Here is a 26498-nt window from a genome sequence, read left to right as displayed (position 1 = left end):
TTCGGTTTTTCGTCGAAGAAAATATCACAACGGCGCTTCAGCTAGTTCCTTTTTGATGCGGAAAAACGTAGCCCGCCCACATCCCACCAGCTTATAAATCTCTTCGTTAGAGTATGTCCCCTTAGCCAAATACTCAGCGACCTTTCTGCGAGTCTCGTCGTCTTTTTGTCGCCCTTTGAATACTCCTTTCGCCTGCGCGATCTTGATGCCTTCATTCTGGCGCTGACGAATAAAAGAGCGCTCCAGTTCACCGACGGCTCCGAGCATTGTGATCATAAATTTGCTGATGGGCGAATCATCAAACACCATGTGATTATCGATAAACTCAACTCTCACACCATTTGTGGTCAGTTCCTCCAGAATTTCCAGCAGATCGCGGGTATTACGCGCCAGACGGTCAACGCTTTTAACTCGAACTGTGTCGCCAGGGCGAACTTTACTCATTAGCTCTTTTAGAGCTGGCCTGTCTGCATCCTTACCGCTAGCTTTATCGATCAAAATTTCGTCAGCCTTCGTCGCCAGCACTTCAACTTGACGCGCCTCATTCTGATCTTTGCTACTTACCCGCACATACCCGAAAGTTTTCATGTCCACCGCCCAGTCTCTTATTAATGGCTTAAACGATACAGTATCATATGAGTTATAACAACGGTGTTTAGATACTAACATTGAGCATGGAGAGTAAGTATCAATTGTGTCTACCGAAAAGATACGCTGAGACATTCTTGGAGTATTCCTTACGAAAGATAACTGCTACGTTAGGTCTCAAAGGTCCGTTTGCGTAAAGGCCAGCAATCTTTTGCCAGATTTAATATGTGAGTTCATAAAACTAACATTCATCTCTATCCCCCATAAGACTCATGAAGTGTGAGCAATTTCATAGTAATACCTATCGTATGGCGAGATATTGGATTTCCTTTGTTGCCATATTAATGGGAGAGAAACATGGCAAATATTTCATATATACCAATACTTAAAACGAAAAGAGCGGAATTCTCTGCACTCACACAGCTTGCACCACATGTTAAGGAAAAAATTTCACCTTTACTTGAAATCGAGCCAGTCCCTATCGATCCAGATACGGAGATTCCTGATAAATCATATGATGAAATGCTTGATGGGTTTGGTCAGAAAGTTGCTGGAGCCTGTTCTGCTATGTCATCAATTTTTCTGGATGGGATCCTGATTGAGGAGCAATTTATATCAGCTCATGACACATACCCGATGGTTAATGCGGTGAATCAGGTACGTGCAGCGGGAATACGCGTTATACCGGTTACATCACCAACAAGAACCCAGAATTATCGCAACGCTATCGACACGCTTCTCCAAGGTGAGGTTTGTTTAAGACTCACAACGGTTGACCTTGTGAATCCACAGATGATTTCTACATACATTCAACATCTTGGTTTGCCCCCTCAACAAATCGATGTCGTAATAGATTTAAGGGATATGTTAACGGAAGAGAGTGTTAATGCTGGGACAATCAGAATCATGGCATTAGGGCTTATAAACAATCTTCAACATGTTTCTACTTTCCGAACAGTAGCTCTCGCATCCGGTTCTTTCCCGATCGATTTAAGTAGTATCGCGGTTGGTATTTACTCCCAGCAAAGGCTGGAATGGACCCTTTGGCAAGATTTGCATACAAATGGTCAGTTAGTTAGACAGATGATTTATAGCGATTATGGCGTTCAGCATCCTGAATACACCCGCCTAGCCACTCGTTTTCCAAGTGCTACAGCAAGCGTTCGCTACACTGGTGACAATGATTTTTGGGTGTTTAGGGGAAGAGTTGCAACCCGCTATGGCTATGAACAGTATGGAGCACATAGCCAAGCGATTATTGCGCATCCAGAATACCCAGGGGCTAACTTCTGTGCTGGAGACCAAGACATAGAAAACTATGCTCAGGTGTATGCTGCATATCGGCTAAATCCGTTACCTTCACATAAATTTGGTAGCCCAGAGGTATGGCGAAGGATTGGACAAAACCACCATATAACTAAGGTCGTACATCAACTCGCCAATCTTTACGGGCTTTGAGGGTTTCGCGGACTATAGATCTTAGCTCATCCGCTTGAAGCGTATCCGCTAGAAGCATCCATAAAAATTTACGCGGTTTACTTTTTAAACCGCGCTCTTGCCCCACCGATTTTAGGATGGACAAAAGCTCATCTTTCCACAGAAGCATGGATAAAGATAACTTGTCTATGCTGGGATTGCGTTTGTCAGAACGCACTGTTTGCAGATGTATGCCGTTTCGCAACCCTTGAGTGACGACTTTTACACCCCACCAACTGGGTATCATTTCAAGCGCAGACTCAGCATGACATTCTGAGACAACTAACGTTACTTTATCCATAATGGAGGAATAATGTTCTATTTGCTTAGGGAGTCTAAGTAAATTGTCACTTTTACTTTTTAACTCATAGCCGTGCATCAACCCATTGATCACAGCAATATCGGCACGACTTGCCCCCAAGTTCATTGTAAATTCATCAATAATGAGGGTGCTGGGATCCTTATGATGCTCTTTGAGGATCTTGCTGTGTACGGCTCTTCTTACATCAATGTCTCTCATTTCTTAACCATGTAACAATACTAAAGGGGCCCGTGTAGTAACGCTGCTGGGTTCATTCTGGTAATGGTATAGCATGACTTTTTACAACTCCATTGGAGAAGGCTCACATTTCAGCACAATATGATAATAAATGCTGGAAGTCATTAAAAACATAAAAAATTGATTTTATTATGTTTTTACCCAAGATGAGCACTCTCTAACCTATGGGATATTTTGCAAAGATTCAGCATTCACCATGCATGTTAAGGAAATCCGTTAAGCCGTGCGGCCCACGTACCGCCGATATTTTTCGCCTGCGTGACATTTCGGGAGGGGATGCTTCTGAAATCTTCGCGCGGGGGGGCGGGTAGGTCGCCGGGAATTTTACCCGGCAGACCGTATGACAGATTAGTTAAAGGTGCAGTCACCGCCAGACGGGGCACCGATGAAAAACTGCATCTTTTCGCAAGTTGCGGTGATCTTTTGGCCCTTTTTCAATTTCGACGCCTGCGCTTTCCCTGAATCCGACATACTCAGGCTGACAGGCATGAAGCGATTACCGCTTTCAAGTTTAAGAACTACATCATTCGCGAAATTTTTTGTTATGCCCTGAACAGTTCCGGTTACTTCCACCTTACGACCACCAATTTTGTCATCGGCTGCAACTTCGTTAGCTTTATACAGTTCTGCTAGGTCTTTCGCCGTAGTCCGATACACGCTTTCGTCAGAAGATGCCGCCTTTGGTTTTACGGCACCAACTTGAGATTGCTCTGATGTTGTCATCTCATCAACTACAATTTTCATAAAATCTTTTTGCATCGAGATATAGGCTGCGACCCCACCACAGCTATCAATGGCGATCTTATCTTTCGTTATTAACCTCCCTTTAGCTTTAAGCGCAGTACCAGCACCAACGCCCTCAACGACAGAATTGTAAACAGCGTAGTAGCTAGGCGTATCTTTCTTCATACCTTTTGTTGCCTGCTTTATCAGTGCATCCTCAGAACCGCCTTTCAGCGCCTGTTCATACCCGGTAGTAACAAGCGTTTTGACATAAGCACCAAGGTAATCAGGGTATGGTTGGATTTCGCCTGAGGTGGCACCACCAGATACGGGGGAGAAAGTGCATAACGCCAGAGATAACCCAATAATTTTTTTCATGCTTCTTCCTGTATGCAGACTTGACAGTTAAAATTAATAATAGATTTTATCGATCGAAATTATATTATTGATCGTTTTTATAGATCAATAATATTCATACGTAGCCCGCTATGCACCCAACAGCATGACGAAAAAAAGAGCGAAGTTCACTCCAGAAAAGGACGAGAAAATGAAAGGTTATGTACTGATACTCTGCGGTTGGTTGTCGTCGTTTAGCGCCAGCGCCGGACGCATAACTATAAGCAACCCCGAGCAGACAACCACGGCGAACGGGCAAACCTTGTGTATATATTCCAACAGCATTTACACTTTCACCTACGTCACCAAGTCAAAGTACTGCCCCTATAGCAGGACCTTCGATACGGCTGACGGCGAGTAGGGTCTCAGGACTTTTGTTGCGATACAAAATGGGATACAGTCTGCGACACACGACAACCCCAGCGCCGCAGATGCCTGACGTATGGTTGAACGAAGCCGCCTTATCGGTCAGCTTTACACATAAAAAAACCCTGCTTCAGCAGGGCTTATAATATTGTCGACTTCATCACAACCAATCGAAAATTAATGATTGTCCTTACGAGATGACACATAATCACTGATTAAAAAATCATCATATTTTGCAGGCAATAGTGCAACCTCCCCCCACCCTAACTGGGGTGTCATATAACCCATGCCGACCTCATCTACTCGACTATAAAAAACAGTTATCCGCCCACGATTTTTTTCATTAAAAAATCCTCTCCCTTCAGCGGTATCATTAGTGATACGTACTCTGAAATCCCTAAATGATGTTCCTTGGTTGATCTTTAACCAGACATTGCTATGGCCTGTAAACTTTTCAATTTTCCAAAACGTACCAAAGAAGAATGCTGGATCAGAAGAGCCCTCAGTTATGTCATTGATTTCTTTTAGTGAGTCACAAAATCTGTAGCGCTTTGCTTTACCATCAGCACCAACAAGGTAAATCTCACGATAATAATTATGATCGAAATTGACGCATAAAGACTGGACACTAGTTACCTGGCTCGGAACCTTGAAAGACTCACCATGATGGCGGGAAATAGGTAATGAAACCTCTTTGCCATTTTTCCTCTCAAAATGTGAATCGATAGGTACCTCACTGCCCTCAGAATCGAGCCTTGGATTGTTATCAGGACGAGACTCGAGAAAACCGCTTATGACTATAAGCTCTTCATCTTCAACAGCTTTTTTTTGCATCCTCTTGAGATGCGTATTTTTTGTACTGAATGGGACCACATCTCAAACTACAGAAAGGCGCATTATCATCTTTAAGGTGTTTGTAATAGGCCGGAACTTCATTTGTAGTCATGCCCTTGTCAGGATCGGCAGGCACTCGCGTTATATGTTCATAGCAAGACGGACAAAAAATATATCCTTTCATAGACAGTGAATAAGCAAGCGGCTCGACAGTATTCCTTTTGAGGGCGAGAAGCGTATGCTCACCTTTAATCCAATCAGGATCGTAGTATGCGTAAGCGATTCTACGAGTTGGCATAATTAACCTACCCCATCAACAGTGAATTAGCATGATTAACAGACTATCACTTTTGAAAACTTCGCTAAAATAACATGGATCACAAAACCTCTATATTTAAAGGGCTTATGATTTGCACTCAAGATTTTCAAAGCATATTTGGCCCCTTCGGAACCATCGTTAATTTGCTTATCCAGATAACTTTTAGAGTACCTCAATCAACTCGACTAGCATCCTAACAGCAATCCCCTTCCCGTATCGGTTGTACGTGATCGTCGCGTTCGAGTGTCCGAGTACCTGCGAAGCGAACTGTTCAGGGAAGCCATTCTGTTTAAATGTTGTGGCGGCATAGTGGCGCAGCGAATGATATTCAGGCAGGCTATGCTTGCCTCTGAACCTCGTAAACCAACGGCTGAAATAGTGACCATAGCTCCCAAGATGCAACGTTAGCTCAGGGAACAGATGTCCTTTTCTTTCTTTGATGAAATCAAGTAGACCAAGTGTCAGCAGTTGCGAATTGATCGGAACGAATCGGCGCAAACTGTCCGTTTTAAGCGTCTGATTCGGATTCAAGTTATCAACACGGAAGCACCAAACTCCGTCAACTTTCATCACGTCATTGTGGTAAAGCTGGCAGATCTCATTCTGTCTCATCCCCGAATAGCGACCAATCAGAATGATCCACCGCTTCCAATCCTTCACGCCATGTAAAGCAATGTGCAATCGTTTGAGATCGTTGAGCGTGTATGCTGGACGGCGATCCATTGGTGCGGTTGTTTCCTTAACCCCCATCCCCTCAAATGGGTTTCGAATCTCATCATCCGTGCGAGTTGCAAGCCATTTGAAAAACGCCGAGTTCTTTTTGATGTAACGGTTTCTGGTGGATGCTGAACCTTCAAGGCCATCAACAAACGCCGCCGCGCTTCTTTTGCTGAAAGGCTCTTTTGTAGACTTCAGATATGCATTTACGCACCTGTTGATCGTCAATATTTCCCGTTCACCAACCTCTCCTGTTTTAGAGCTGGTGTACTTATCAAGCTCACTCTTCAGGCTCATGAAAGGCTTTTTCTGTTGTGGTTGTTGGAAGGAAGCAGACGGGGTTGCAGTGTGTGCCGGGATGGACTGCGGAACGCAGTGGAAAGGTTGTGAGGTGAGATATTTCTCCACACGGGGCAAGGCTTCACGTTTGGAACGTGTGCGAAGAGAAATACGAATTTCACGGCGTTTCCGAGGTGTCAGGTAGACCCTACGGTAGTACCAGATCCCGTGACGGGAAAGCATAAGATGCGACATTGATTAGCGTCCTAAGTGATACACGAAAATTGTATCACCGCTGTTTCAATGCACGAAAACAGAGGGTTACATGATGGATATCATGCACTTAGCACAAATGGGTGGGGGCCCTGCCAGCTACATCCCGGCACACACGTCCTTTGCCTTGGCTGCTTCCTTCCGGACCTGACCTGGTAAACAAAGTAGCGTTGCGGGAGAACCAACAGAGCCCCCATTGAGAGCGTTGATAACCAACGCGCTGGCGCATTATCCCTGTCCATGTCGGCAATTGCAAGCCATCTCCTGACGGATGCTGGTTTCTTGCGCAATTGCCGCTTCACAGCCGCCTGCTGGCTGATTATGCTGACGAATCATCATTCAGGAAGGTCTATGGATACTCACGATTCATTCCCCCAGCGCGTCTGGCAGATTGTCGCCGCTATCCCCGAAGGGTACGTTACCACCTATGGCGATGTCGCCAGGCTTGCAGGTTCGCCGCGTGCCGCGCGTCAGGTTGGCGGCGTGCTCAAACGTCTGCCTGAGGGCAGCAGCCTCCCCTGGCATAGGGTGGTTAATCGTCATGGCATCATTTCATTGACCGGGCCGGATTTGCAGCGTCAGCGACAGGCATTGCTGGCGGAAGGCGTAGTGGTATCGGGGGACGGACGGATAGATATGCAGCGCTATCGCTGGGTCTATTAACGTCTCCTCTTGCGAGGAAGAGGAGACGTGGATGACGTTTACATCTGAGTGGGTGCCGGGGTTGCGTCAGACGGCGAAACCTGGGTCGGCGACGTTGACGGCACGGTAGTGGTTGCGCCACCGCCGGTCTGCAACGGCACGGCGGTCTGCTGTACCGGAACAAGCGTCAGGTCAGCTTTGGTACCGCCCTGGTTGATAATCGGTTTCACCGAGTCGGTAATAAACACGACCCTGTCGTTGATACTGATTGCCGCACTCAGGAGAAGGCGCGCGTTCGGCTGAATGTCTGCCGGGTTAAACGGCAGCACGAAGCTATACGGCGGCTGTTTGCCTTCGGTACGTACCGCCTTCTGGGCGATAACTTTGGAAGGCGCATCCGACATGGAGGCGTCAGAAACCGTAACGGTTAAGACCGCATCCGGCGGCAGCGCGACTTTCTGACGGATCCATACCGTACCAGAGACATTAGGCTGAGTGATTGCCGCAGTGTTGGTCGCCGACGGGGCTTGCGGATTTGGCGCAGGGGTGGGGATATCAGCGCCTTTCTGTGCGCAGCCTGCAAGAGCAACAGCGACTGCTAAACCACTTAACATGTGCACGAGTTTCATGAGTTCTCCTTATCTTCAATGCACTAGCAGGGCTATTTCCTGCCAGAATGTGTGGTTGAACCATCGTAACGTCTTCAAGTGTGGCACACGTCACTGATTTTTGCCTGTAAACCCCCATCTATTCAGATTATTGCACCCATCGGACCACTTATATTTCCAGGTTATACTCTCAGGTATACTGGCCGCGACGGCTTTTATTTTATTGAGGACACCTATGAGTCAGGCGCTCACAAATTTGCTGGCATTGTTGAATCTGGAAAAAATTGAAGAAGGCCTGTTTCGTGGACAGAGTGAAGATCTGGGCCTGCGTCAGGTGTTCGGCGGTCAGGTTGTCGGGCAGGCGCTGTACGCGGCGAAAGAGACGGTGCCGGAAGAGCGGCTGGTTCACTCTTTCCACAGCTACTTCCTGCGCCCCGGCGAGAGTCAGAAACCCATCATTTATGACGTAGAAGTACTACGCGACGGCAACAGCTTTAGCGCCCGCCGGGTCGCCGCAGTGCAGAACGGCAAGCCTATTTTCTACATGACGGCCTCCTTCCAGGCGCCGGAAACGGGTTATGAGCATCAGAAAACGATGCCCCCGGCACCCGCCCCCGACCATCTAAAATCCGAAACGGAGATCGCCCGCGCCTTTTCGCAGTTTTTACCGCCGCAGGTAAAAGATAAATTCTTAAGCGATAAGCCGCTGGAGATCCGTCCGGTCGAATTTCATAATCCGATGAAGGGCCATGTCGCCGAACCTACCCGGCAGGTCTGGATGCGGGCCAACGGCACGTTGCCCCCTGACCTGCGCGTCCACCAGTACCTGCTGGGCTATGCGTCCGACTTCAACTTCCTGCCGGTTGCGCTGCAGCCGCACGGCGTGGGCTTCCTGGAAAAAGGGATGCAGGTAGCGACTATCGACCACTCTATGTGGTTCCACCGCCCGTTCGATATGAACGACTGGCTGCTCTACAGCGTGGAAAGCACGTCGGCGTCAAGCGCGCGCGGTTTTGTGCGCGGTGAATTCTACACCCGCGACGGCGTGCTGGTGGCGTCAAGCGTGCAGGAAGGGGTTATGCGTAACCGTAACGGCTAATTACCCCGTAAGCAGGCGGCGGTTCCCGCTGCCTGTCATCCTACTGTCGGCAGGTCAGCGCTCTGGCATCATCGATAAAATCACGCAGCAGGCGATGCTTCATCTCTTTTCGCCAGCAGAGCGTCAGCGTGGTGGTGGCGAAACGCTCTTCCAGCGCGCAATAGCTCACATCCGAAACCAGAACGGAGCTTTGGGTTTCAGGCACCAGCGTCACCCCCATTGCCATAGAGACGAGACCAATCGCCGCCGCGACATCCTGCGTAAACTGAATATTCTTTGGTATAAATCCCGCCTGATGGCATGCCGACAGGGACGACCAGCCGAGGCCGACGCCGTGGGGGTCCTGCTGAATAAAAAAAGGTTCCGATGAGAGTGAAGCGAGAGATATTTTTCGCTCGCCGCTCAATTTATGCTGATGGGGTAAAACGGCAATAAGCGGACGGGTAGCAATATCCAGGTATTCCATGCTTTCATATTGCGGCACCGGCGAGCGGACAAAGGCTAAATCCAGCGTTTCGCCGAGCATCATATTCAACAGCTCATTAACATTGCGCTGCTCTATTTTTAAAGTTGTTTCCGGTTTGTTTGCTCTATAATTTTTTATTAACATTATCATTGCGGGATCTAAAATAGCCGATCCCACATAGCCTATTTTTAACAGCCCCCTGCCCCCCTGGCGTAAATTGTCGGCATCGTCAAAAAAGGCGGCGCAGTGGCCGAGTATAGATCGGGCTTCATCAAGCAGAAAACGTCCCTCCGCCGTAAGGGAGACGTGCCGCCTGTCGCGGATGAACAGCGCCAGATTAAGCCGCTCTTCAAAGCTTTTAATCTGCTGGGTCAGCGCTGGCTGAGTGATATTGAGCCGGTGCGCCGCGCGGCCAAAATGGAGCTCCTCCGCCAGTACCACAAATGCATGTAATTGTCGGTAATCCATAACCCTCTCCCGCAAGTTCTGATAACGCGTCCTTATTAATTAGCATAGTAATGTAATTGGACTCTTATTTGTATTTATTGAAAATCATCTTTACGGACACTGCCGCAGATATGACGCCGCGGCTTCATTTTATTAATGAATACCATAATTAAAGGGGAATACGATGTCAGGAGAGCAATTAAAAGTCACCGATCTTCGTTCCGCGATAGAACTGTTAAGCCGGTGCGATGATGAACTTATTTATACTGATGAGCCGGTCGATCCGATGGCTGAGTTAGCGGGCGTCTACCGCTATATCGGCGCTCATGGCACCGTACAGCGCCCAACGCAAATGGGCCCGGCGATGATTTTCAATAAGGTGAAAGGGTATGATGACGTACGCGTGCTCATCGGTCTGCTTTGCACGCGCAAACGTGTTGCCCGCCTGTTCGGTACGACTGCCGATAAACTGGCGTTTATGTTAAAAGACGCCGTCGCCACGCCCGTCGCCCCTATTGTGATTCCCCAAAGCCAGGCGGCATGCCAGGAGGTGGTGCATCTGGCGAGCGACGCAGATTTCGATATTCTGAAAATCCTGCCTGCGCCCACCAACACGCCAGAGGACGCTGGCCCCTATTTCACAATGGGGATGTGTTACGCCGCCGACCCGGAGACGGGTGAGCACGATGTCACTATCCACCGCCTGTGCGTGCAGAGCAAAGACGAGATTTCCATGTATTTCGTGCCGGGGCGGCATCTGGACACCTTCCGCCAGAAAGCGGAGGCGGCAGGACAAGCGCTGCCTATTTCTATCAGCATTGGCGTCGATCCTGCCATTGAGATTGGGGCCTGTTTCGAACCGCCCACCACGCCGTTAGGCTTTGATGAACTCTCCATCGCAGGCAGCCTGCGCAACCAGCCGGTGGAACTGACCGACTGCGTTAGCGTAAAAGCCCGCGCTATCGCCAATGCGGAAATTGTGATTGAAGGCGAACTGCTGCCCGGCGTGCGCGTTCGTGAAGACCAGAATACCGACAGCGGCAAAGCCATGCCGGAATTCCCTGGCTATACGGGTAGCGCCCAGCCCCAGGTACCGGTCATTAAAGTGAAGGCCATCACCCACCGCCGCCATCCGATTTTGCAAACCTGCATCGGGCCAAGCGATGAACACACCAATCTCGCCGGTATTCCTACCGAAGCCAGTATTTTGCAGATGGTTGAAAGAGCGCTGCCCGGTTTCGTGCAAAACGTGCACTGCCCGTCTCCGGGCACCGGTAAATATCTGGCGGTGCTGCAGGTGAAAAAACGCTCACCCGCTGACGAAGGCAGGCAGCGCCAGGCGGCACTGCTGGCGTTTTCCGCCTTTTCAGAGCTCAAGCATGTGATGCTGGTCGATGAGGATGTGGATGTCTTTGATATCAATGACGTCATGTGGGCAATGACCACCCGCTATCAGGGCGACGTTAGCACCGTGTTTATCCCCGGCGTCCGCTGCCATCCGCTCGACCCGTCATCTGACCCGGCATTCAGCCCCTCCGTGCGCGGTCATGGTATCGCCTGTAAAACCATCTTTGACTGCACTGTGCCCTGGGATCTGAAAGCGAATTTCAAACGTAGCCAGTTTATGGAAGTGGACGTAAACCGCTTTGTTCCGGGTTTTAGCAAAAAATAATCCTTTGTACGTGCCGTATTGACGGTTGCGTCAGGAATAACGGGTTGTTTGCAGGCGCGCGGGGCCACCCCGTCGCGCCTGTGTTAAATCACATAAGGGAAAACAGATGATTGGCCCCATAATTAACTCAACCTCCACGCTGATTGGCGGCATCGTCGGCGGCCTTATCGGCGATCGCTTAAGCGAGAAGTTTCGTACACAATTACCGCTGACCTTTGGCGCGGCCTCCATGGGCATGGGCATGACGGTCATTGTCAAACTCAACGATTTGCCGGTAGTGGTCGCCTCGCTGCTGTTCGGCGCTATCATCGGGGAGATTTTTTCGCTGGAGAAAAATATTGGCCGCGGGGCGTCAAAATTGCGATTTATTATCGATAAGGTCGCGCCGCAAAAAGGGGGCAGCACGCTGTCTCAGGAGGAGTATCTTGATAAGTTTGTCGGTATTCTGGTTCTGTTTGTCGCCTCAGGAACCGGCATTTTTGGCGCGATGCGCGAAGGGATAACCGGCGATATCTCTATCCTGTTGACCAAATCGTTCCTTGATATTCTCACTGCCGGAATCTTTGCCACCGCGCTGGGCTTTTCCGTTGCGACGATAGCCGTACCGCAGTTTATTGTGCAGATGATTTTGCTGTTCATCGGGCAATCGATTATGCCTATCCTCAGCCCGGAGATGATTGCCAATTTCTCGGGTCTCGGCGGCTTCATTATGTTTGTCACCGGCCTGCGCATTTGCGGAATTAAATCATTCCCCGTTGCAAACCTGCTCCCCGGTTTGATTATCGTCATGCCGCTGACATGGCTGTGGGCAACGTCCCTGCTGCCCTGGATACAATCTATCAGTTAACCTATTAGGGCCCGGCAACCCCCGGGTGCGCTGCCGCATCCGGGTAAGCCCGGGTATGACCCGGGCTGTTACAATCAGGCGTTGTAGGCATTCTCGCCGTGGCTGTTGACGTCCAGACCTTCACGCTCCTGATCTTCCGGCACGCGCAGCCCTACGGTCATATCTGCCACTTTGTAGCCGATAAAGGCGACCACGCCGGACCAGACGATGGTGATGGCGATACTTTCCAGCTGTACCAGAACCTGATGGCCCATGGTCACGCCTTCGGCATAACCCACCCCGCCCAGAGAGGTGGCGGCAAAGATGCCGGTCATGATGCAGCCCACAATACCGCAGACGCCGTGCACACCGAACACATCACAAGGGTCATCCACACGCAGCAGGCGCTTGAGGGAAGTGACGCCCCAGATACCCGCCAGACCCGCGACGATACCAATCAACAGCGCGCCGCCAACGCCAACGAAGCCGCAGGCAGGGGTGATGCCGACGAGGCCGGCAATCGCGCCGGAGCAGGCGCCCAGCAGAGAAGGCTTGCCGCGCAGCGCCCATTCGCCAAATACCCAGGCGAGAATCGCGCCAGCGGTTGCCACCACCGTGTTAACAAACGCCAGCGCCGCAATCTCGTTCGCCGCGCTTGCGGAACCGGCGTTAAAGCCAAACCAGCCGAAATAGAGGATAGCGGTACCGATAAAGACCATCGGCAGGTTGTGCGGTTTGAACGCCTCTTTGCCAAAGCCTACGCGTTTGCCGATAAGGTAAGCCCCCACCAGCCCCGCCACCGCGGCGTTAATATGTACAACGGTGCCACCTGCGAAATCCAGCGCGCCATGAGACGCCAGCAGTCCGCCGCCCCATACCATGTGGGCAATCGGGACGTAAGAGAGCGTCAGCCAGATCACCACAAAAATCAGTACCGCTGAGAAGCGAATACGCTCGGCCAGCGCGCCAACGATAAGGCCAACGGTGATACAGGCGAATGAGCCCTGGAAAGCGACATGAATATACTGATAGAAGCTGCCCATTACCGCGGTCAGCTCGATATTTTTCAGCATCGCCCAGTTAAAGCTGCCGAAGAAGCTGTTGCCTTCGCCGAAGGCCAGCGAGTAGCCGTAAAGCACCCACAGCACACACACCAGCGCAAAAGTGACCGCGACCTGCGTCAGCATGGAGAGCACGTTCTTGCCGCGAATCAGGCCGCCGTAAAACAGGGCGATCCCCGGAATTGTCATAAACAGCACCAGCGCGGTGCAGATCATCATAAAGGCGTTGTCGGCTTTATCGGCGACTGCCGGGGCGGCCAGCGCCAGGCCTGGCAGCAGCGCCAGCGAGGCTAAACCCGTTTTGAAGAATGCTTTTTTCATTTTTCTACCCATCCCTATCACTGTGTGCCAGGTTTTACAGTGCCGCTTCGTCGGCTTCGCCGGTACGAATGCGAATGACGCGTTGCAGCTCGGCAACGAAAATTTTGCCGTCGCCAATTTTTCCGGTGTAGGCCGCTTTGCTGATGACGTCGATCACTTCATCAAGCTGATCGTCAGCAATCGCCACATCGATCTTCACTTTTGGCAGAAAGTTAACGCTGTATTCCGCGCCGCGGTATAGCTCGGCATGCCCTTTCTGCCGTCCGAAGCCTTTAACTTCCGTCACCGTCAATCCCTGAATCCCAATTGAAGACAGCGCTTCGCGAACGTCTTCAAGTTTGAATGGCTTAATCACCACCGTAACCAGCTTCATAGATCCCCCTCCAGTCGAAAATCGATAATTGCCGCAGCTTTACGTAACAGGTATTGCAAGCCGTGTGCCAGGAATGAAAAACAGGGAAATTTCAGGCGGGAACAGGGGGTAAAGAAGGCGGGTTGTAAACGGCGCGGGTTCAGAATGTTCCTGGAAAGAAAAAACGCACCACGACAGTGCGCAGTGCGTTACATTTTTGCACCAGCGGGAACACCCGCAGGCGGCCTGCCTGTTTTTAGTGCATCAGGCGCTGAGCGACTCCTCCCGCGCGCTGGCGGCCAGTTCCTCCCCGGCCAGCTGCAGCTGATACATTTGCCAGTAGCGCCCCTGCGCCTCCAGCAGCTGTTGATGGGTGCCCCGCTCCACCGCCTGACCGCGATGCAAGACCAGGATGGTTTGCGCATCGACAATAGTAGACAGGCGATGGGCGATAACCACCAGCGTGGTGTGCTGGCGCACCGCCTCCAGCGCCTGCTGGATCGCCTGCTCGGTGCCGGAGTCGATATTCGCCGTCGCCTCATCAAGAATGAGGATCTGCGGGGTTTCCACCAGCACCCTTGCCAGCGCCAGCAGCTGCTTCTGACCGACCGACAGGTTGTTACCCTGCTCGCCCAGACGGGTGTATAGGCCATCCGGCATACTCCGCGCCAGCGACGCCAGCTGCACGATTTCCAGCGCCTGCCAGACCCGCTCTTCGTCAATATCCCTGCCCAGGGTGACGTTGGCGAAGAAGGTGTCCGCCATCACGACCGGATCCTGCTGTACCATCGCCACCCCTTTGCGCAGCGCGGAATGGCTCAGGGCCGAGATGGGCCGGCCATCAAGGCGGATTTCGCCTTTGGTTAGCGGGTAGTACCCCATTAACAGGCTCGCCAGCGTGCTTTTACCGCTGCCGGTATGCCCCACCAGCGCCACGAAGCTGCGCGGCGGTACGCTCAGGCTGATATCCTGTAATACCAGCCGGTCTTCACGATAGGCAAAAGAGACATTTTCAATGTCGATCGCCCCGCTTTTCAGGGGTTCGTCATCATAGCCATAGGTCTGGCGCGGACAATCCATCAGCTCGAACACGCGCTCCCCGGCGACCACCGCCTGTTGCAGCATCGACTGCTGGGTGGTCAGTTCGATAAGCGGCTCGTTCAGGCGGCCCAGATAGCTAATGAACGCGTACAGTACCCCCACCTCAACGGTGCCGACAGAACTAAAGCCGAACAGCATCAGCAAGCCGCACAGTACCAGCGCGGAAAAGAGGCTCAGCAACGGGCGCAGCAAAAAACCGTCAAGACGCAGCGTCTGCATCCGGGCCAGATAATGCGAGCGGCTCGCCGCCCCCATCCGTTCGCCAAAACGCCCCTGCTGGCGAAACTGCTGAATGACGCTCATGCCGTTAATCACTTCGTTGAAACCGTCATTAATATCCGCAAGGTAGGCGCGCATCCGGCGAACTATCGGCGTGCTGTAGCGCTGGTAAATCAGCATCACGATGATCACCGCCGGAAAAATACCCAGCGCAATCAGCGCCATCCGCCAGTCAAGACTGAACATCGCCACCAGCATCGCGCCGATCAGCGCCGCGCTGCGCAGTACCGTTGCCACTACCGTCACGTAAAGATCGCGGATCACTTCGGTGTCGTTCGTCACGCGGGAGATAAGCTGCCCCACCGGCTGAGTGTCGAAGGCGCTCAGCGGCTGGCGCAGCGCGGCGTCCATCACATCGGTTCGCAGCCTTTGCACCACCCCTACCGCAGCCTGATTAAAGAGCAGCGCCTGGGCGTAATGCAGCCACGCCGCCAGCAGTTGCAAACCGATATAGACCACCACCATGCCCGTCACCAGGCCGAGCGGCAGGTAGCTTTTCGCCACCATGTTGTCGATAAAGTAGCTAATAAGCGCCGGGCCGGAGACTTCCGCCGCCGCCGCAACCCAAAGCATAATGACCGCTTTCGCCAGCGGTTTACGCCAGGGTGAACCGTACCCCAGCAGGCGTTTTAGCGTGGGCCACTGTTGGGCGAATTTACGCATCGTTTTCTTCCTCCGGGGCGTCATCCAGCGCCGCCTCCAGCTGCTGATAGCGATACATATCGCGGTACCAGCCCGGCTGGCGCGCCAGCTCCTCATGCTGCCCGCGCTGGCCGATATGGCCGTGCTGCATCACAATGATTTCGCTCGCTTCAGTCAGCGCCGACAACCGATGGGCGCTGATAATGACCGTTCTGCCTTCGCCCCACTGGCGCAAATTGTGCAAAATCTGGTGTTCAGTGCGGCCATCCACCGCCGATAGCGCGTCATCCAGCAGCAAAATTTCTGCATTAAGCAACAGGGCGCGGGCGATGGAGATACGCTGTTTCTGCCCGCCGGAGAGCATCACCCCGCGTTCGCCCACTTCGGTTTCGTACCCCTGCGGCAGGCGCAGAATATCGTCATGCACGCTGGCCAGTTTTGCCACATGCTCGATCTCTTCCTGAGTCGCCCCCGGTTTACCCAGCGCGATATTGCTGGCGACCGTATCGGAGAAGAGAAACGGCGTCTGGTTGACCACCGCCAGGCGGCTGCGCCAGCTATCAAGCTTAAGCTGCGTCAGCGGCAGCGAGTGAAAACGGATATCGCCCTCTTCCACGTCGAAATGTCGCTGGATAAGCGAAAGCAGCGTGGTTTTCCCCGCCCCCGTAGGGCCGCAGATGCCGAGCATTTCGCCGGGGCGCAGCGTCACGTTGACGTTATTGAGCACCGGCTGTTCGGTTTGCGGATAGGTGAACGCGCGGATAGCTATCTGCAGCGTCCCGCGCCCCTCCGGCGCCGTTTCGGCGCCATCGGTGACCACCGGCGCTTCCGCCAGCATATCGCGGATGCGGCTGTAGGCGGCGCTGCCGCGCTCGACGATATTAAACATCCACGCCAGCGCCAGCATCGGCCAAATCATCAGCCCCAGGTACATCATAAAGCTGGTTAACTGCCCCAGGGTAAGCGTGCCCTGCATGACCATCCAGCTTCCGCCGCCGATAGCCAGCAGGTTCGCCATGCCGATAGCAATATAGATGGTCGGATCGAAGCGGGCATCGACGCGGGCAACGCGCATATTTTTCGCCCCGGTGTCAGCGGCTTCGGCGGCAAAGAGCGCAGACTGCCTGTCCTCCAGGCCAAACGCTTTGATCATGCGGATGCTGGTCATGCTCTCCTGGGTACGGTCATTCAGGGAGGAAAATGCCGCCTGCGCCAGCTTGAAACGCTGGTGCAGCTGGTCGCCGTAACGTTTGATAACCAGCGCCATAATCGGCATGGGCAGCAGAGAGAGCAGCGTCAGCTGCCAGCTAATCTGGGTGGACATGACAACCAGCACCACGCAGCCCATCACCAGCGAGTCTACCAGCGTAAGCACCCCTTCCCCGGCGGCGAAGACCACGCGGTCAACGTCGTTGGTGGCGCGGGCCATCAGATCGCCGGTGCGATGGCGCAGGTAAAACTCCGGGTGCTGGCGGCTTAGCTGGCGGTAAAAATCTTCCCGTAGCTCAACGGCCAGCTGATAGGACGCGCCAAACAGCCAGACGCGCCAGACATAGCGCAGCAGATAGGTGATGATAGCGATGACCACCAGCAGGCCTACCCACATCAATATCTGAGACGAGGTATAGTGCTGGCGGGTAACGCCATCGACAATCACCCCCACCACTTTCGGGGGGACGAGCTGCAAAATGGCAATAATGATAAGCAGGGCTACGGCACCGAGATAGCGTCGCCATTCCCGGCGAAAATACCAGCTTAACTGAGCAAATAATCGCACGAGTAAGATCCTGAACGTGATGTTTCCGGCAGCAGCCGGGAGGGTTATTCAATAGGTAATGCCGTGGTGTATTTTATCTGTTCCATGGCGAAACTGGAGGTCACGTCCGATAATCCCGGCACGCTGTTGACCAGTTTTTTATAGAAGTCATCATAGCGTTTCATATCCGCCACCTGAACACGCAGCAGGTAGTCATACTCCCCTGCCATTCGCCAGAACCCCAGCACCTCCGGCATTTGCGACACCTCCGCCGTAAAACGGCAGTACCAGTCGCTACTGTGGTGCTGCGTTTTAATCAGCACAAAAGCCGTCAGACCAAGGCCGAGTTTCTCGGCATCCAGTATCGCCACGCGCCCAAGAAGGATGCCCTCCTCCTCCAGCCGCTTAAGGCGTTTCCAACATGGCGTACTGGTCAGGTTAACGGCATCGGCCAGCGCCTGCAAAGAGAGCGTACAGTCCTGCTGCAGCAGCGACAGCAGCTTCCGGTCAATTTTATCTAGCATCAGCCGACTCCAGAGAAAAATCTTCTCTTTACAGTCTATTTCAAAGTTTAAATAGCGACAATTTTTCCTGCGCTTTCCTTTATGCTGGGCACAAAATGACAAATGGGGAAGACGAATGAACAGCGCCTGGGTAAAACATGCCATCAACGAAATTAACGCCGACTATCAGCGCTCGGCGGACACCCATCTTATTCGCCTGACCCTGCCCGCGTTCCCGGATATCCGTCTCTATCTCAAAGATGAGAGCACTCATCCCACCGGCAGCCTGAAACACCGCCTCGCGCGTTCGCTATTCCTTTACGGCCTGTGTAACGGCTGGATAAAAGAAGGCACCACCATTATTGAAGCCTCCTCCGGCTCAACCGCGGTGTCGGAAGCCTACTTTGCCCGCCTGCTCGGGCTGCCTTTTATCGCCGTCATGCCCCACTGCACCGCTCGTCGTAAAGTGGAACAGATTGAATTTTATGGCGGACGCTGCCATTTCGTAGAGAGCGCCTGCGAGATTTATGCCGCCTCGGAAATGCTGGCGCGCGAACTGAACGGTCACTATATGGATCAGTTCACGTTCGCCGAGCGCGCCACCGACTGGCGCGGCAATAACAATATCGCCGACAGCATCTTCCGGCAGATGAAAAACGAACCGCAGCCCGTACCGGACTGTATCGTGATGAGCGCGGGCACCGGCGGCACCTCAGCAACCATCGGGCGTTATATTCGCTGCCAGGGCTACGCCACCCAATTGATGGTCGTTGATCCCGAGAACTCCGTCTTTCTGGATTACTGGCAGTACCGCGATGCCGCGTTACGTTCTACCGTTGGCAGCAAAATCGAAGGTATCGGGCGGCCACGCGTAGAGCCCTCATTTATTCCTGATGTCGTGGACGAGATGCTGAGAGTGCCCGATGCGGCAAGCGTCGCTACCGCCCTCTGGCTGGAGACGCAGTTAGGCCGCCGGGTCGGCGCCTCTACCGGCACCAATATGTGGGGCGCGCTACAGGTGGCGGCGCGGATGCGCGACGCTGGCCGCAGCGGCGCTATCGTCACGCTGCTGTGCGACAGCGGCGATCGCTATCTGGAGACGTATTATGACCCGCAGTGGGTGGCGAACAACATCGGCGATATTCAGCCGTGGCAGCAGTCAATTGCCGCGCTGTTAAAGTAAAAAAAGCCAGGCGATGCCTGGCTTGCTGGTAAAAATCTCATCATTCGGGGGAATAAGGAAGATGTGGTGTATCCAGCCAATGCGTTAAAAAATGTGATACCGCCTGGTTGCGGCAGTGGCCGATAACCGGCAGGTGGGGCAGCGCAGCGCGCAGCTGCGGCATAGCGTTGCCCATGATCATGCCGCGCCCGACGCTCGCCAGCATCTCTTTGTCATTCATGGCATCGCCAAAGGCTATGCACTCTTCCAGATTCAATCCCAGCACACCGCTGAGCCGGGCCAGCGCCGCCCCTTTATTGCAGCCGACGGGCAGCACTTCGAGGCAATCGAACGCCGAAAAACAGAGGTGCGCCCGCGCGCCCAACGCCTCGTTAAGCTGAATACGCAGCCGACATAAATCGTCGTGATCGCCCAGGAAACAGACCTTCGTCACCTCATGGGCAGGCAGGCGTTTCAGATCGGTCAGCCGGTATGAGAAGCCGCTGTAGAGATGCGCATTCAGGCTATCCGGCAGGGTTTTGTCCGTCATCCAGCCGCTGTCGTTAAAGACATGGATGCTGGCGGCGGTATCCCATTTGCTATGAAGCACCAGCTCCGCGACGGCCGGGTCGAGATCCTGGCTGTGAATCAGCTCGCCCTCCATAGAGTGCACCCGCGTACCGTTGCCGGTTATCAGAAACGCCTCCAGGCCAATCGACTGCACGATTTTTCGCATCTCCAGCGCGTGGCGACCGGTGGCGAAGGCCAGAGTGATATCGCGTTCGCGCATGCGGCGCAGCGCCGCCAGGGTTTCTTCACCCAGACGGTGGTCGGGCATAAGCAAAGTGCCATCCATATCAAAAGCAGCCAGCCGGGCCATAAGTTTGTCTCCAGAATAATGTCTTTCGCGTTGCGCAAAAGTATCGCCTGAGATATACGGAAGTAATAGTGAGAAGATAAAAGGAATTGTTCCGGGTTTATGCGACTACTCAATCGACTCAATCAATACCAGCGGCTGTGGCAGGTCACGGCCGGAGAAGATCAGCAGGTGAGCGTGGCGACACTGGCCGAACGCTGCTATTGCAGCGAACGGCATATGCGCACCCTGCTGCGCCAGATGCAGGAGGCGGGCTGGCTACGGTGGGAACCCCATTCCGGGCGAGGAAAACGAGCGCAGCTACAATTTTTACGCGCCCCTGATTCGCTGCGACAGGAGTTAATGGAGCAGGCGCTGGCGCAGGGACGTGCGCAGAGCGCGCTGGCGCTGGCACAGCTTGCTCCCCACGATTTACGGGCGTTGCTGAACCCTTTTCTTGGCGGACGCTGGCAAAACGATACCCCGACCCTGCGCATTCCCTACTATCGCCCGCTCGAACCGCTGCAGCCGGGCTTTTTACCGGGGCGGGCGGAACAGCACCTGGCCGGGCAGATCTTTGCCGGCCTGACGCGCTTTGTCAGCGACTGTCGCCTGCCGCTGGGGGACATGGCTCACCACTGGGATATCAGCGATGATGCGCTGTGCTGGCGTTTTCATCTCCGCCCTACCTTACGCTGGCATAACGGCGACGCGGTGGAGACAAGCCAGCTGGAGAGCCGTTTCCGGATGCTTCTGGCGCTGCCGATGCTGTGCGCGCTTTTTGCCAGCGTGAAATCTGTCGAGGCGACGCACTCTCATACCCTCACCTTTACGCTGCACCGCCCGGACTTCTGGCTGGCGCACCGGCTTGCCAGCTATGGCAGCGTGCTTGCCCACCCGCAGTTGCCCCAGACTGGCTGCGGGCCGTTTCGTCTTGTCGCGTTCAGCCCGGAACTGGTGCGCCTGGAGAGCCATGAACACTATCACCTGAGCCACCCGCTGCTGAAAGCCGTTGAGTACTGGATCACCCCTCAGCTATTTGAACAGGATCTTGGCACCAGCTGCCGTCATCCGGTGCAGATCGCCATTGGCGAGCCGGACGAACTGGTGCATCTACAGCCGGTAAGCGATAGCGTCAGCCTCGGCTTTTGTTACCTTACACAGCGTACCGGCCCGAACCTCAGCAGGCAGCAGGCCCGGCGACTGGTGCAGATTATTCATCAGACCGCGCTGCTCGACACCCTGCCGCTGGACGAAAACCTCATTAAGCCGAGTAAAGCGCTGATTCCGGGGTGGGATATGCCACGCTGGCCGCAGCAGGAGGATGTCCCCCTGCCTGCTAAGCTGACGCTGATTTATCATCTGCCGGTAGAGTTGCATACCATGGCGCAGCAGCTAAAAAGCTGTCTTGCCGAACTTGGCTGTGAGTTAACGGTGCTGTTTTATGACGCAAAAACCTGGGAAGGCTGCAGCGCGCTGGCGCAGGCGGATCTGGTGATGGGGGATCGCCTGATTGGCGATGCCCCGGAATATACCCTTGAGCAGTGGCTACGCTGCGATCCCGTCTGGCCGAACGTTCTGAGCGCACCGCACTTCGCCCATTTGCAAACCACACTCGACAGCGTGCAGAGCCTGGCCTGCGAAACGGCAAGAGCCAATGCGTTGCAGGCGTTTTTCAGTCAGCTCATGGAGGAAGCCGTGCTGACACCGCTGTTTAATTACCACTACCGTATCAGCGCGCCGCCCGGCGTTGAGGGTATTCGTCTTAATACCCGGGGCTGGTTTGACTTTACGCAGGCCTGGCTTCCACCTCCGCGCGGCGAAGAAGCTGGTCGCGGCAATCCGCAGACGCTACCATAACCTTTTAGCGAGAAAGAGCAGGAATGATTATGAAACGTGCCGTTGTGGTATTCAGTGGCGGACAGGACTCCACGACTTGCCTGGTGCAGGCGCTACATCATTACGATGAAGTACACTGCGTTACCTTCGATTACGGTCAGCGCCATCGCGCGGAGATTGACGTGGCCCGTGAACTGGCCTTAAAGCTCGGGGCGCGTGCTCATAAAGTGCTGGATGTCACGCTGCTTAATGAACTGGCGGTAAGCAGCCTGACCCGCGACAGCATTCCGGTGCCGGATTATGAACCGGACGCCAGCGGCATTCCGAATACCTTTGTGCCAGGGCGCAATATTCTCTTTCTGACCCTGACCGCCATTTATGCGTATCAGGTGCAGGCGGAAGCGGTGATTACCGGGGTGTGCGAAACCGATTTTTCCGGCTATCCGGACTGCCGCGATGAGTTTGTGAAGGCGCTGAACCATGCGGTAAATCTCGGGATGGCGAAAGATATCCGTTTCGAAACGCCGCTGATGTGGCTGGATAAAGCGGAGACCTGGGCGCTGGCGGATTACTGGGGCAAGCTTGCGATGGTGCGGGCAGAGACGCTGACCTGTTACAACGGTATCCGCGGCGACGGATGCGGGCAGTGCGCGGCCTGCAACCTGCGCGCCAACGGCCTTAACCATTATCTGGCGGATAAATCCGCGGTGATGGCGGCAATGAAAAAGAAAACCGGTTTGCAGTAACGCTGCCCTTTCAGATTCCCGGGTGCGGCTTCGGGTCCGATCCGGGACGCTCGTGCGGCCTGATACCCTCACCCCGGCCCTCTCCCACAAGGAGAGGGTGCAAACACTAAAAAACGGCAACAATGTTGCCGTTTTGCTATTTACCTTAACTACGCTTCTTCGCGGATCATTTGCTCCAGCTTTTCCCTGAGCTCGCCTTCCAGCGCCAGCGCCTTTTGCGTTTTTAAATCGATACAGACGAACGTTACCAGCGCGTCAGCGACCACCTCGCCTTCCGGGTCCAGCGTAACGACCTGGCTTAATACGCCGCTGCGGCCGTTAATCTGCGTTACGTGGCTGGTCACCGTCAGGCGATCCCCCAGCACGGCGGGGCGGCGATAGTTGATATTAATATTAACGACCACAAACGCGATGTTGTTCGCCATCATCCACTGAAAGCTTTCATTGTTCTCCAGCCCGTCCCAGCGCGCCTCTTCAAGAAACTCCAGGTAGCGGGCGTTGTTGACGTGCTGGTAGACATCGAGGTGATAACCACGAACTTTGATTTGAGTCTGCATAGCGCATTAACCTTTTCTTTTGTTATAGGAACAGAGGTCATAACTGGTATGACCTCTCTAGTCTGGCAAAGATTTGCGACTACGCAAGCGCTTTCTGCTACAGGGTCAGGCTCCGCAGATTACGTTCCACCAGCGCGCTTCCCATTCCCGGCACCTGCTTTAAATCATCCAGCGTTTTAAACGGGCCGTACTCCTCCCGGTAGCTGACGATGGCCTGCGCTTTTTTTATGCCGACACCGTTCATCACCCGCGCCAAATCTTCGGCGCTGGCAGCGTTGATGCTCACTTTCGCGCCCTCTTCGTCATCAACGCTCTTAGCCTTCTCGGCTTTAGCCTGCTCTGAGGTTGCCGTCGCGCTTTTCGACGGGCTTGCTGTGGCTTTAACCCCGCTCTCTGCGGGGGCCGCCAGCGCGCCATAGCTCATACCCGCGCAGGCAAATGAGAGGCCGATTAAAAGCGCTTTGATTCCATTTTTCATGCTGTTTCTCCTTGTGTTTTAACAGTGAGGCTACGTTAAACAAGATAAGAAACGGGCACAAACGGCAGATAACAAATGTGGAAAAGGCCGCGAAAGCGGCCTTTTGAGTTGCAGTAAGTTGCAATTTATGTGCGAGGCGTCTCGTTATTCTTCCTGCGCGATGCTTTTGCCAATTTTGATTTCGGCTTCTTTGCGCAGGTTGCTCATCAGCGCCTCGAAGGCGATCTGGGCATTATTTTCCGTGATGCCCTGCACCAGCTGCGCTTTCTGCGCATCCGGCAGCGTACCCGCCTTCACTTCATCCAGTGCCAGAACCACAACGTTACCCTGCAGATCGTTGGCAACGCCATAACCCGGCTTGTCTTTAGCAGGCAGAGGAAGAGCAAAGGCCGCCAGGCTTACCGGATCCTGAGCGGTACGCGGCAGGGTTTTCGGCGCGCTAAAACTCAAGCCAGCGGCTTTCAGCGCTTCGTCGCCTTTACCTGCTTTCAGCTCAGCCACAACTTTTTCCGCATCAAGCTTCGCCTGTTGCTGCGCCTTGTTGTGCTTCACGATATCGCTGACCTGATCCTTCACCTCCGCCAGCGGCTTAATCGCTTCCGCTTTATGCTCGCTCACGCGCAGCACAAAGGCGCGATCGCCCTCGACGGTAATGATGTCGGAGTTGCTTCCCGGCGTACCGTTAACGCCTACCAGGCTGCCGTTGAAAATGGCCTCGGAGACCGGTTTGAAATTAAGTTCTTCCGGCAGATTGTCACGACCAAACCAGCCCGTTTCCACTGCTTTCACACCGGCTGCCTGCTCAGCACCCGCCAGAGAATCATTCTCATTGCTGGCCGCCGCGCTGACTTTCTGCTGCAGCGCGAACCAGGCATCAAGCGCCTTCTCGTGCTTAACTTTCGCAGCGATATCATCATGCGCTTCACTCAGCGGTTTGACTTTTGCCGGTTCGATATCATCCAGACGCACGACCAGGAAGCCGACGGAAGATTTAATCACGCCGGAAAGCTGGCCTTTCTCTTTCAGACCGGCGTTTTTCAGTTCATCCGGGGTGGTGGTCGCTTCCAGCCAGCCCATATCGCCGCCGTTGCGGGCAGAGATAACGTCAGTGGATTTCTCTTTGGCAAGGGTGGCGAAATCTTCACCTTTCGCCAGCGCGTCAAGCACCGCTTTCGCATCGCTTTCCGTTTTGGTCTGGATCACGCTGTAACGGGTGCGCTGCGGCTGGGTGAACTCATCCTTATGCCGATCGTAGTAAGCCTGCACTTCTGCCTCGCTTACCGCGTCCTGCATAGAGGCTGCATCCAGCTTGATATAGCTCACGCGGAACTGCTCAGGAGAGACAAAGCGGCCTTTGTTCTGGTCGTAGAACGCCTTGATCTCTTCGTCGCTTACCGTCTGTTTGGCCGCCAGAGCGTTAACATCGATCACCGCTTCGCGTACTACACGCTGCTGGGAGACCAGCGCCACCAGCTCATCGGTTTCACCTTTCAGCATGAAATCCGTCCCGGCAACGGCATTGATCAGCTGCTGGGAGGTCATCTGATTGCGCAACGCCTGAGCATACTGATCGGCGCTCATGCCCATCTGATTGACGATGGCGTTGAAGCGGGCGTTATCAAATTTGCCGTTACTCTGGAACGCCTGGGTTGCAAAGATGGCTTTTTTCACCTGTTCATCGCTGATGCCCAGGTTAAGGCTCTTCGCATACTGGTCAAGCAGCGCCTCGTCGATGAGACGATTCAGCACATCCCGACGCATGGAATTCATGTAATTTTCGTTCGCCGCCATCTCAGAGAATTTATCGCCCCAACGCTGCTGCTGGCGATTACGTTCCCTCGCCACGGCGTTTTCGAACTGCGGGCGCCCAATCTCCTGGCCGTTGACCTTCGCGGCATAGTTGTCGTTACCGCCAATAAGATAGCTACTGACGCCGGTCAAAATGAACGACACGATAATGATGCCGAAAATGATCTTGAGCACGATGCTGTTAGCTGCCGTGCGTAAATTGTCCATCATGGTGTAACAACACTCCGCTGTAGGTGACTGTAATTCTCGCGCAGTCACTCAGTTTCCCGACGCTGCGTATAAGGTCGTATTTTGACAAGAAAAGGGGGCGATTGTCAGCCCACAACATACAGAAACTCAGAGAAAGAGTGGCTAAAAATAAAAAAGGCACATCTCTCGATGCGCCCTTGCACTTTCCACCTTCCTCAGGGAAGCGATCAGTTTACCGCGTCTTTCAGCGCCTTGCCCGCGCGGAAGCCAGGAACTTTCGCTGCGGCAATGGTGATTTCTTTGCCGGTCTGAGGATTGCGGCCAGTACGGGCAGCACGCTCTTTTACAGCAAAAGTACCAAAACCTACCAGCGCTACATCGTCCCCAGCTTTCAGAGATTCAGTAACAGAAGCAATCAAAGCATCTAACGCACGTCCGGCCGCCGCTTTAGAGATGTCAGCATTTGCGGCAATCTTGTCTATCAGTTGAGATTTATTCACTCTTCTCTTCCTCTCTTTATAATTTATATCGCACCTGCATCCTTCACAGTGCGACCG

At 53.6% G+C, this 26498-nt stretch carries 26 protein-coding genes and 1 other RNA gene; 9 read left to right on the top strand and 18 right to left on the bottom strand.

Annotated features, from left to right (window positions below):
* Nucleotides 1–24: 24 nt before the first annotated feature.
* Complete coding sequence (locus ENTHG_RS21290) at nt 25–588, bottom strand: recombinase family protein (RefSeq protein ID WP_044184705.1); 564 nt, start codon at nt 586–588, stop codon at nt 25–27.
* Between the two features lie 357 nt (nt 589–945).
* On the opposite strand from ENTHG_RS21290, the gene ENTHG_RS21285 reads away from it, so the two are divergent.
* On the top strand, nt 946–2046 hold the full coding sequence (locus ENTHG_RS21285; protein ID WP_044184703.1) for a beta family protein: 1101 nt from the start codon (nt 946–948) through the stop codon (nt 2044–2046).
* Here the strand turns inward: ENTHG_RS21285 and ENTHG_RS21280 are convergent.
* Nucleotides 2006–2584, bottom strand: coding sequence for a sce7726 family protein (locus ENTHG_RS21280; protein ID WP_016245121.1), 579 nt, complete (start codon nt 2582–2584; stop codon nt 2006–2008). The two genes, ENTHG_RS21285 and ENTHG_RS21280, sit on opposite strands and share 41 nt — an antisense overlap.
* Before the next feature lie 387 nt (nt 2585–2971).
* On the bottom strand, nt 2972–3724 hold the full coding sequence (locus tag ENTHG_RS21275; RefSeq protein ID WP_044184696.1) for an OB-fold protein: 753 nt from the start codon (nt 3722–3724) through the stop codon (nt 2972–2974).
* A gap of 169 nt (nt 3725–3893) precedes the next feature.
* Between ENTHG_RS21275 and ENTHG_RS26150 the strand changes: the two genes are divergently transcribed.
* On the top strand, nt 3894–4103 hold the full coding sequence (locus tag ENTHG_RS26150; protein ID WP_044185173.1) for a hypothetical protein: 210 nt from the start codon (nt 3894–3896) through the stop codon (nt 4101–4103).
* A gap of 182 nt (nt 4104–4285) precedes the next feature.
* On the opposite strand, the gene ENTHG_RS21265 is transcribed toward ENTHG_RS26150, so the two are convergent.
* From ENTHG_RS21265 to ffs, 3 genes are all read right to left on the bottom strand, one after another.
* Nucleotides 4286–4942 (bottom strand): hypothetical protein, encoded by a 657-nt coding sequence (locus ENTHG_RS21265; RefSeq protein WP_237567514.1) that lies wholly within the window; start codon nt 4940–4942, stop codon nt 4286–4288.
* Nucleotides 4943–5423: 481 nt separating this feature from the next.
* Nucleotides 5424–6512 (bottom strand): site-specific integrase, encoded by a 1089-nt coding sequence (locus ENTHG_RS21260; RefSeq protein ID WP_044184693.1) that lies wholly within the window; start codon nt 6510–6512, stop codon nt 5424–5426.
* A 108-nt stretch (nt 6513–6620) separates the two neighbouring features.
* Nucleotides 6621–6717: signal recognition particle sRNA small type (ffs, locus tag ENTHG_RS24515), an RNA gene on the bottom strand.
* Nucleotides 6718–6881: 164 nt separating this feature from the next.
* On the opposite strand from ffs, the gene ENTHG_RS21255 reads away from it, so the two are divergent.
* On the top strand, nt 6882–7193 hold the full coding sequence (locus tag ENTHG_RS21255; protein ID WP_044184691.1) for an MGMT family protein: 312 nt from the start codon (nt 6882–6884) through the stop codon (nt 7191–7193).
* A gap of 38 nt (nt 7194–7231) precedes the next feature.
* Here ENTHG_RS21255 and ENTHG_RS21250 read toward each other — a convergent pair whose 3' ends face one another.
* Nucleotides 7232–7801: a YbaY family lipoprotein gene (locus ENTHG_RS21250; protein WP_044184688.1), complete on the bottom strand. Its 570-nt coding sequence runs from the start codon at nt 7799–7801 to the stop codon at nt 7232–7234.
* Between the two features lie 214 nt (nt 7802–8015).
* On the opposite strand from ENTHG_RS21250, the gene tesB reads away from it, so the two are divergent.
* Complete coding sequence (tesB, locus tag ENTHG_RS21245; RefSeq protein WP_044184685.1) at nt 8016–8879, top strand: acyl-CoA thioesterase II; 864 nt, start codon at nt 8016–8018, stop codon at nt 8877–8879.
* 40 nt (nt 8880–8919) lie between these two features.
* Here tesB and ENTHG_RS21240 read toward each other — a convergent pair whose 3' ends face one another.
* Nucleotides 8920–9813, bottom strand: a complete 894-nt coding sequence (locus ENTHG_RS21240; protein WP_044184682.1) for a LysR family transcriptional regulator — start codon at nt 9811–9813, stop codon at nt 8920–8922.
* Between the two features lie 163 nt (nt 9814–9976).
* On the opposite strand from ENTHG_RS21240, the gene ENTHG_RS21235 reads away from it, so the two are divergent.
* Together ENTHG_RS21235 and ENTHG_RS21230 are read left to right on the top strand one after the other, a co-directional pair.
* Nucleotides 9977–11464: a UbiD family decarboxylase gene (locus ENTHG_RS21235; RefSeq protein ID WP_044184679.1), complete on the top strand. Its 1488-nt coding sequence runs from the start codon at nt 9977–9979 to the stop codon at nt 11462–11464.
* Nucleotides 11465–11570: 106 nt separating this feature from the next.
* Nucleotides 11571–12311, top strand: a complete 741-nt coding sequence (locus ENTHG_RS21230) for a DUF554 domain-containing protein (RefSeq protein WP_044184676.1) — start codon at nt 11571–11573, stop codon at nt 12309–12311.
* Nucleotides 12312–12385: 74 nt separating this feature from the next.
* On the opposite strand, the gene amtB is transcribed toward ENTHG_RS21230, so the two are convergent.
* From amtB to ENTHG_RS21205, 5 genes are all read right to left on the bottom strand, one after another.
* Complete coding sequence (gene amtB / locus ENTHG_RS21225; RefSeq protein ID WP_044184673.1) at nt 12386–13672, bottom strand: ammonium transporter AmtB; 1287 nt, start codon at nt 13670–13672, stop codon at nt 12386–12388.
* Nucleotides 13673–13706: 34 nt separating this feature from the next.
* A complete protein-coding gene (gene glnK, locus ENTHG_RS21220) occupies nt 13707–14045 on the bottom strand; it encodes a P-II family nitrogen regulator (protein ID WP_002891893.1) in 339 nt (112 codons plus the stop codon).
* 243 nt (nt 14046–14288) lie between these two features.
* Nucleotides 14289–16067 carry a SmdB family multidrug efflux ABC transporter permease/ATP-binding protein gene (locus ENTHG_RS21215; RefSeq protein ID WP_044184669.1) on the bottom strand — a complete coding sequence of 593 codons (1779 nt, stop codon included), beginning with the start codon at nt 16065–16067 and terminating at the stop codon, nt 14289–14291.
* Nucleotides 16060–17823, bottom strand: coding sequence for a SmdA family multidrug ABC transporter permease/ATP-binding protein (locus ENTHG_RS21210; RefSeq protein WP_044184666.1), 1764 nt, complete (start codon nt 17821–17823; stop codon nt 16060–16062). The genes ENTHG_RS21215 and ENTHG_RS21210 overlap by 8 nt, the downstream gene beginning before the upstream one ends.
* 44 nt (nt 17824–17867) lie before the next feature.
* Nucleotides 17868–18326 (bottom strand): Lrp/AsnC family transcriptional regulator, encoded by a 459-nt coding sequence (locus ENTHG_RS21205; RefSeq protein WP_044184663.1) that lies wholly within the window; start codon nt 18324–18326, stop codon nt 17868–17870.
* 115 nt (nt 18327–18441) lie between these two features.
* Between ENTHG_RS21205 and ENTHG_RS21200 the strand changes: the two genes are divergently transcribed.
* Nucleotides 18442–19488 (top strand): PLP-dependent cysteine synthase family protein, encoded by a 1047-nt coding sequence (locus ENTHG_RS21200; protein ID WP_044184661.1) that lies wholly within the window; start codon nt 18442–18444, stop codon nt 19486–19488.
* Nucleotides 19489–19528: 40 nt separating this feature from the next.
* Here ENTHG_RS21200 and cof read toward each other — a convergent pair whose 3' ends face one another.
* Nucleotides 19529–20347, bottom strand: a complete 819-nt coding sequence (cof, locus tag ENTHG_RS21195; RefSeq protein ID WP_044184658.1) for an HMP-PP phosphatase — start codon at nt 20345–20347, stop codon at nt 19529–19531.
* 99 nt (nt 20348–20446) lie between these two features.
* On the opposite strand from cof, the gene ENTHG_RS21190 reads away from it, so the two are divergent.
* Nucleotides 20447–22183 carry an SgrR family transcriptional regulator gene (locus tag ENTHG_RS21190; RefSeq protein ID WP_044184655.1) on the top strand — a complete coding sequence of 579 codons (1737 nt, stop codon included), beginning with the start codon at nt 20447–20449 and terminating at the stop codon, nt 22181–22183.
* Nucleotides 22184–22212: 29 nt separating this feature from the next.
* On the top strand, nt 22213–22908 hold the full coding sequence (gene queC / locus ENTHG_RS21185) for a 7-cyano-7-deazaguanine synthase QueC (RefSeq protein WP_044184652.1): 696 nt from the start codon (nt 22213–22215) through the stop codon (nt 22906–22908).
* Between the two features lie 149 nt (nt 22909–23057).
* Here the strand turns inward: queC and ENTHG_RS21180 are convergent, their stop codons facing one another.
* From ENTHG_RS21180 to hupB, 4 genes are all read right to left on the bottom strand, one after another.
* Complete coding sequence (locus ENTHG_RS21180) at nt 23058–23465, bottom strand: YbgC/FadM family acyl-CoA thioesterase (protein ID WP_044184649.1); 408 nt, start codon at nt 23463–23465, stop codon at nt 23058–23060.
* A 97-nt stretch (nt 23466–23562) separates the two neighbouring features.
* Nucleotides 23563–23943, bottom strand: a complete 381-nt coding sequence (locus ENTHG_RS21175; protein WP_044184647.1) for a helix-hairpin-helix domain-containing protein — start codon at nt 23941–23943, stop codon at nt 23563–23565.
* Nucleotides 23944–24087: 144 nt separating this feature from the next.
* A complete protein-coding gene (gene ppiD, locus ENTHG_RS21170; protein ID WP_044184644.1) occupies nt 24088–25962 on the bottom strand; it encodes a peptidylprolyl isomerase in 1875 nt (624 codons plus the stop codon).
* A gap of 206 nt (nt 25963–26168) precedes the next feature.
* Nucleotides 26169–26441, bottom strand: a complete 273-nt coding sequence (gene hupB, locus ENTHG_RS21165; protein ID WP_044184641.1) for a nucleoid-associated protein HU-beta — start codon at nt 26439–26441, stop codon at nt 26169–26171.
* Between the last annotated feature and the right edge of the window lie 57 nt (nt 26442–26498).

Source organism: Phytobacter massiliensis JC163, assembly GCF_000321045.1.
Taxonomy (GTDB): Bacteria; Pseudomonadota; Gammaproteobacteria; order Enterobacterales; family Enterobacteriaceae; genus Phytobacter_A; species Phytobacter_A massiliensis.
The sequence above is the reverse complement of the archived record's forward strand: the minus strand, read 5'-3'. Positions and strand labels throughout refer to the sequence as shown.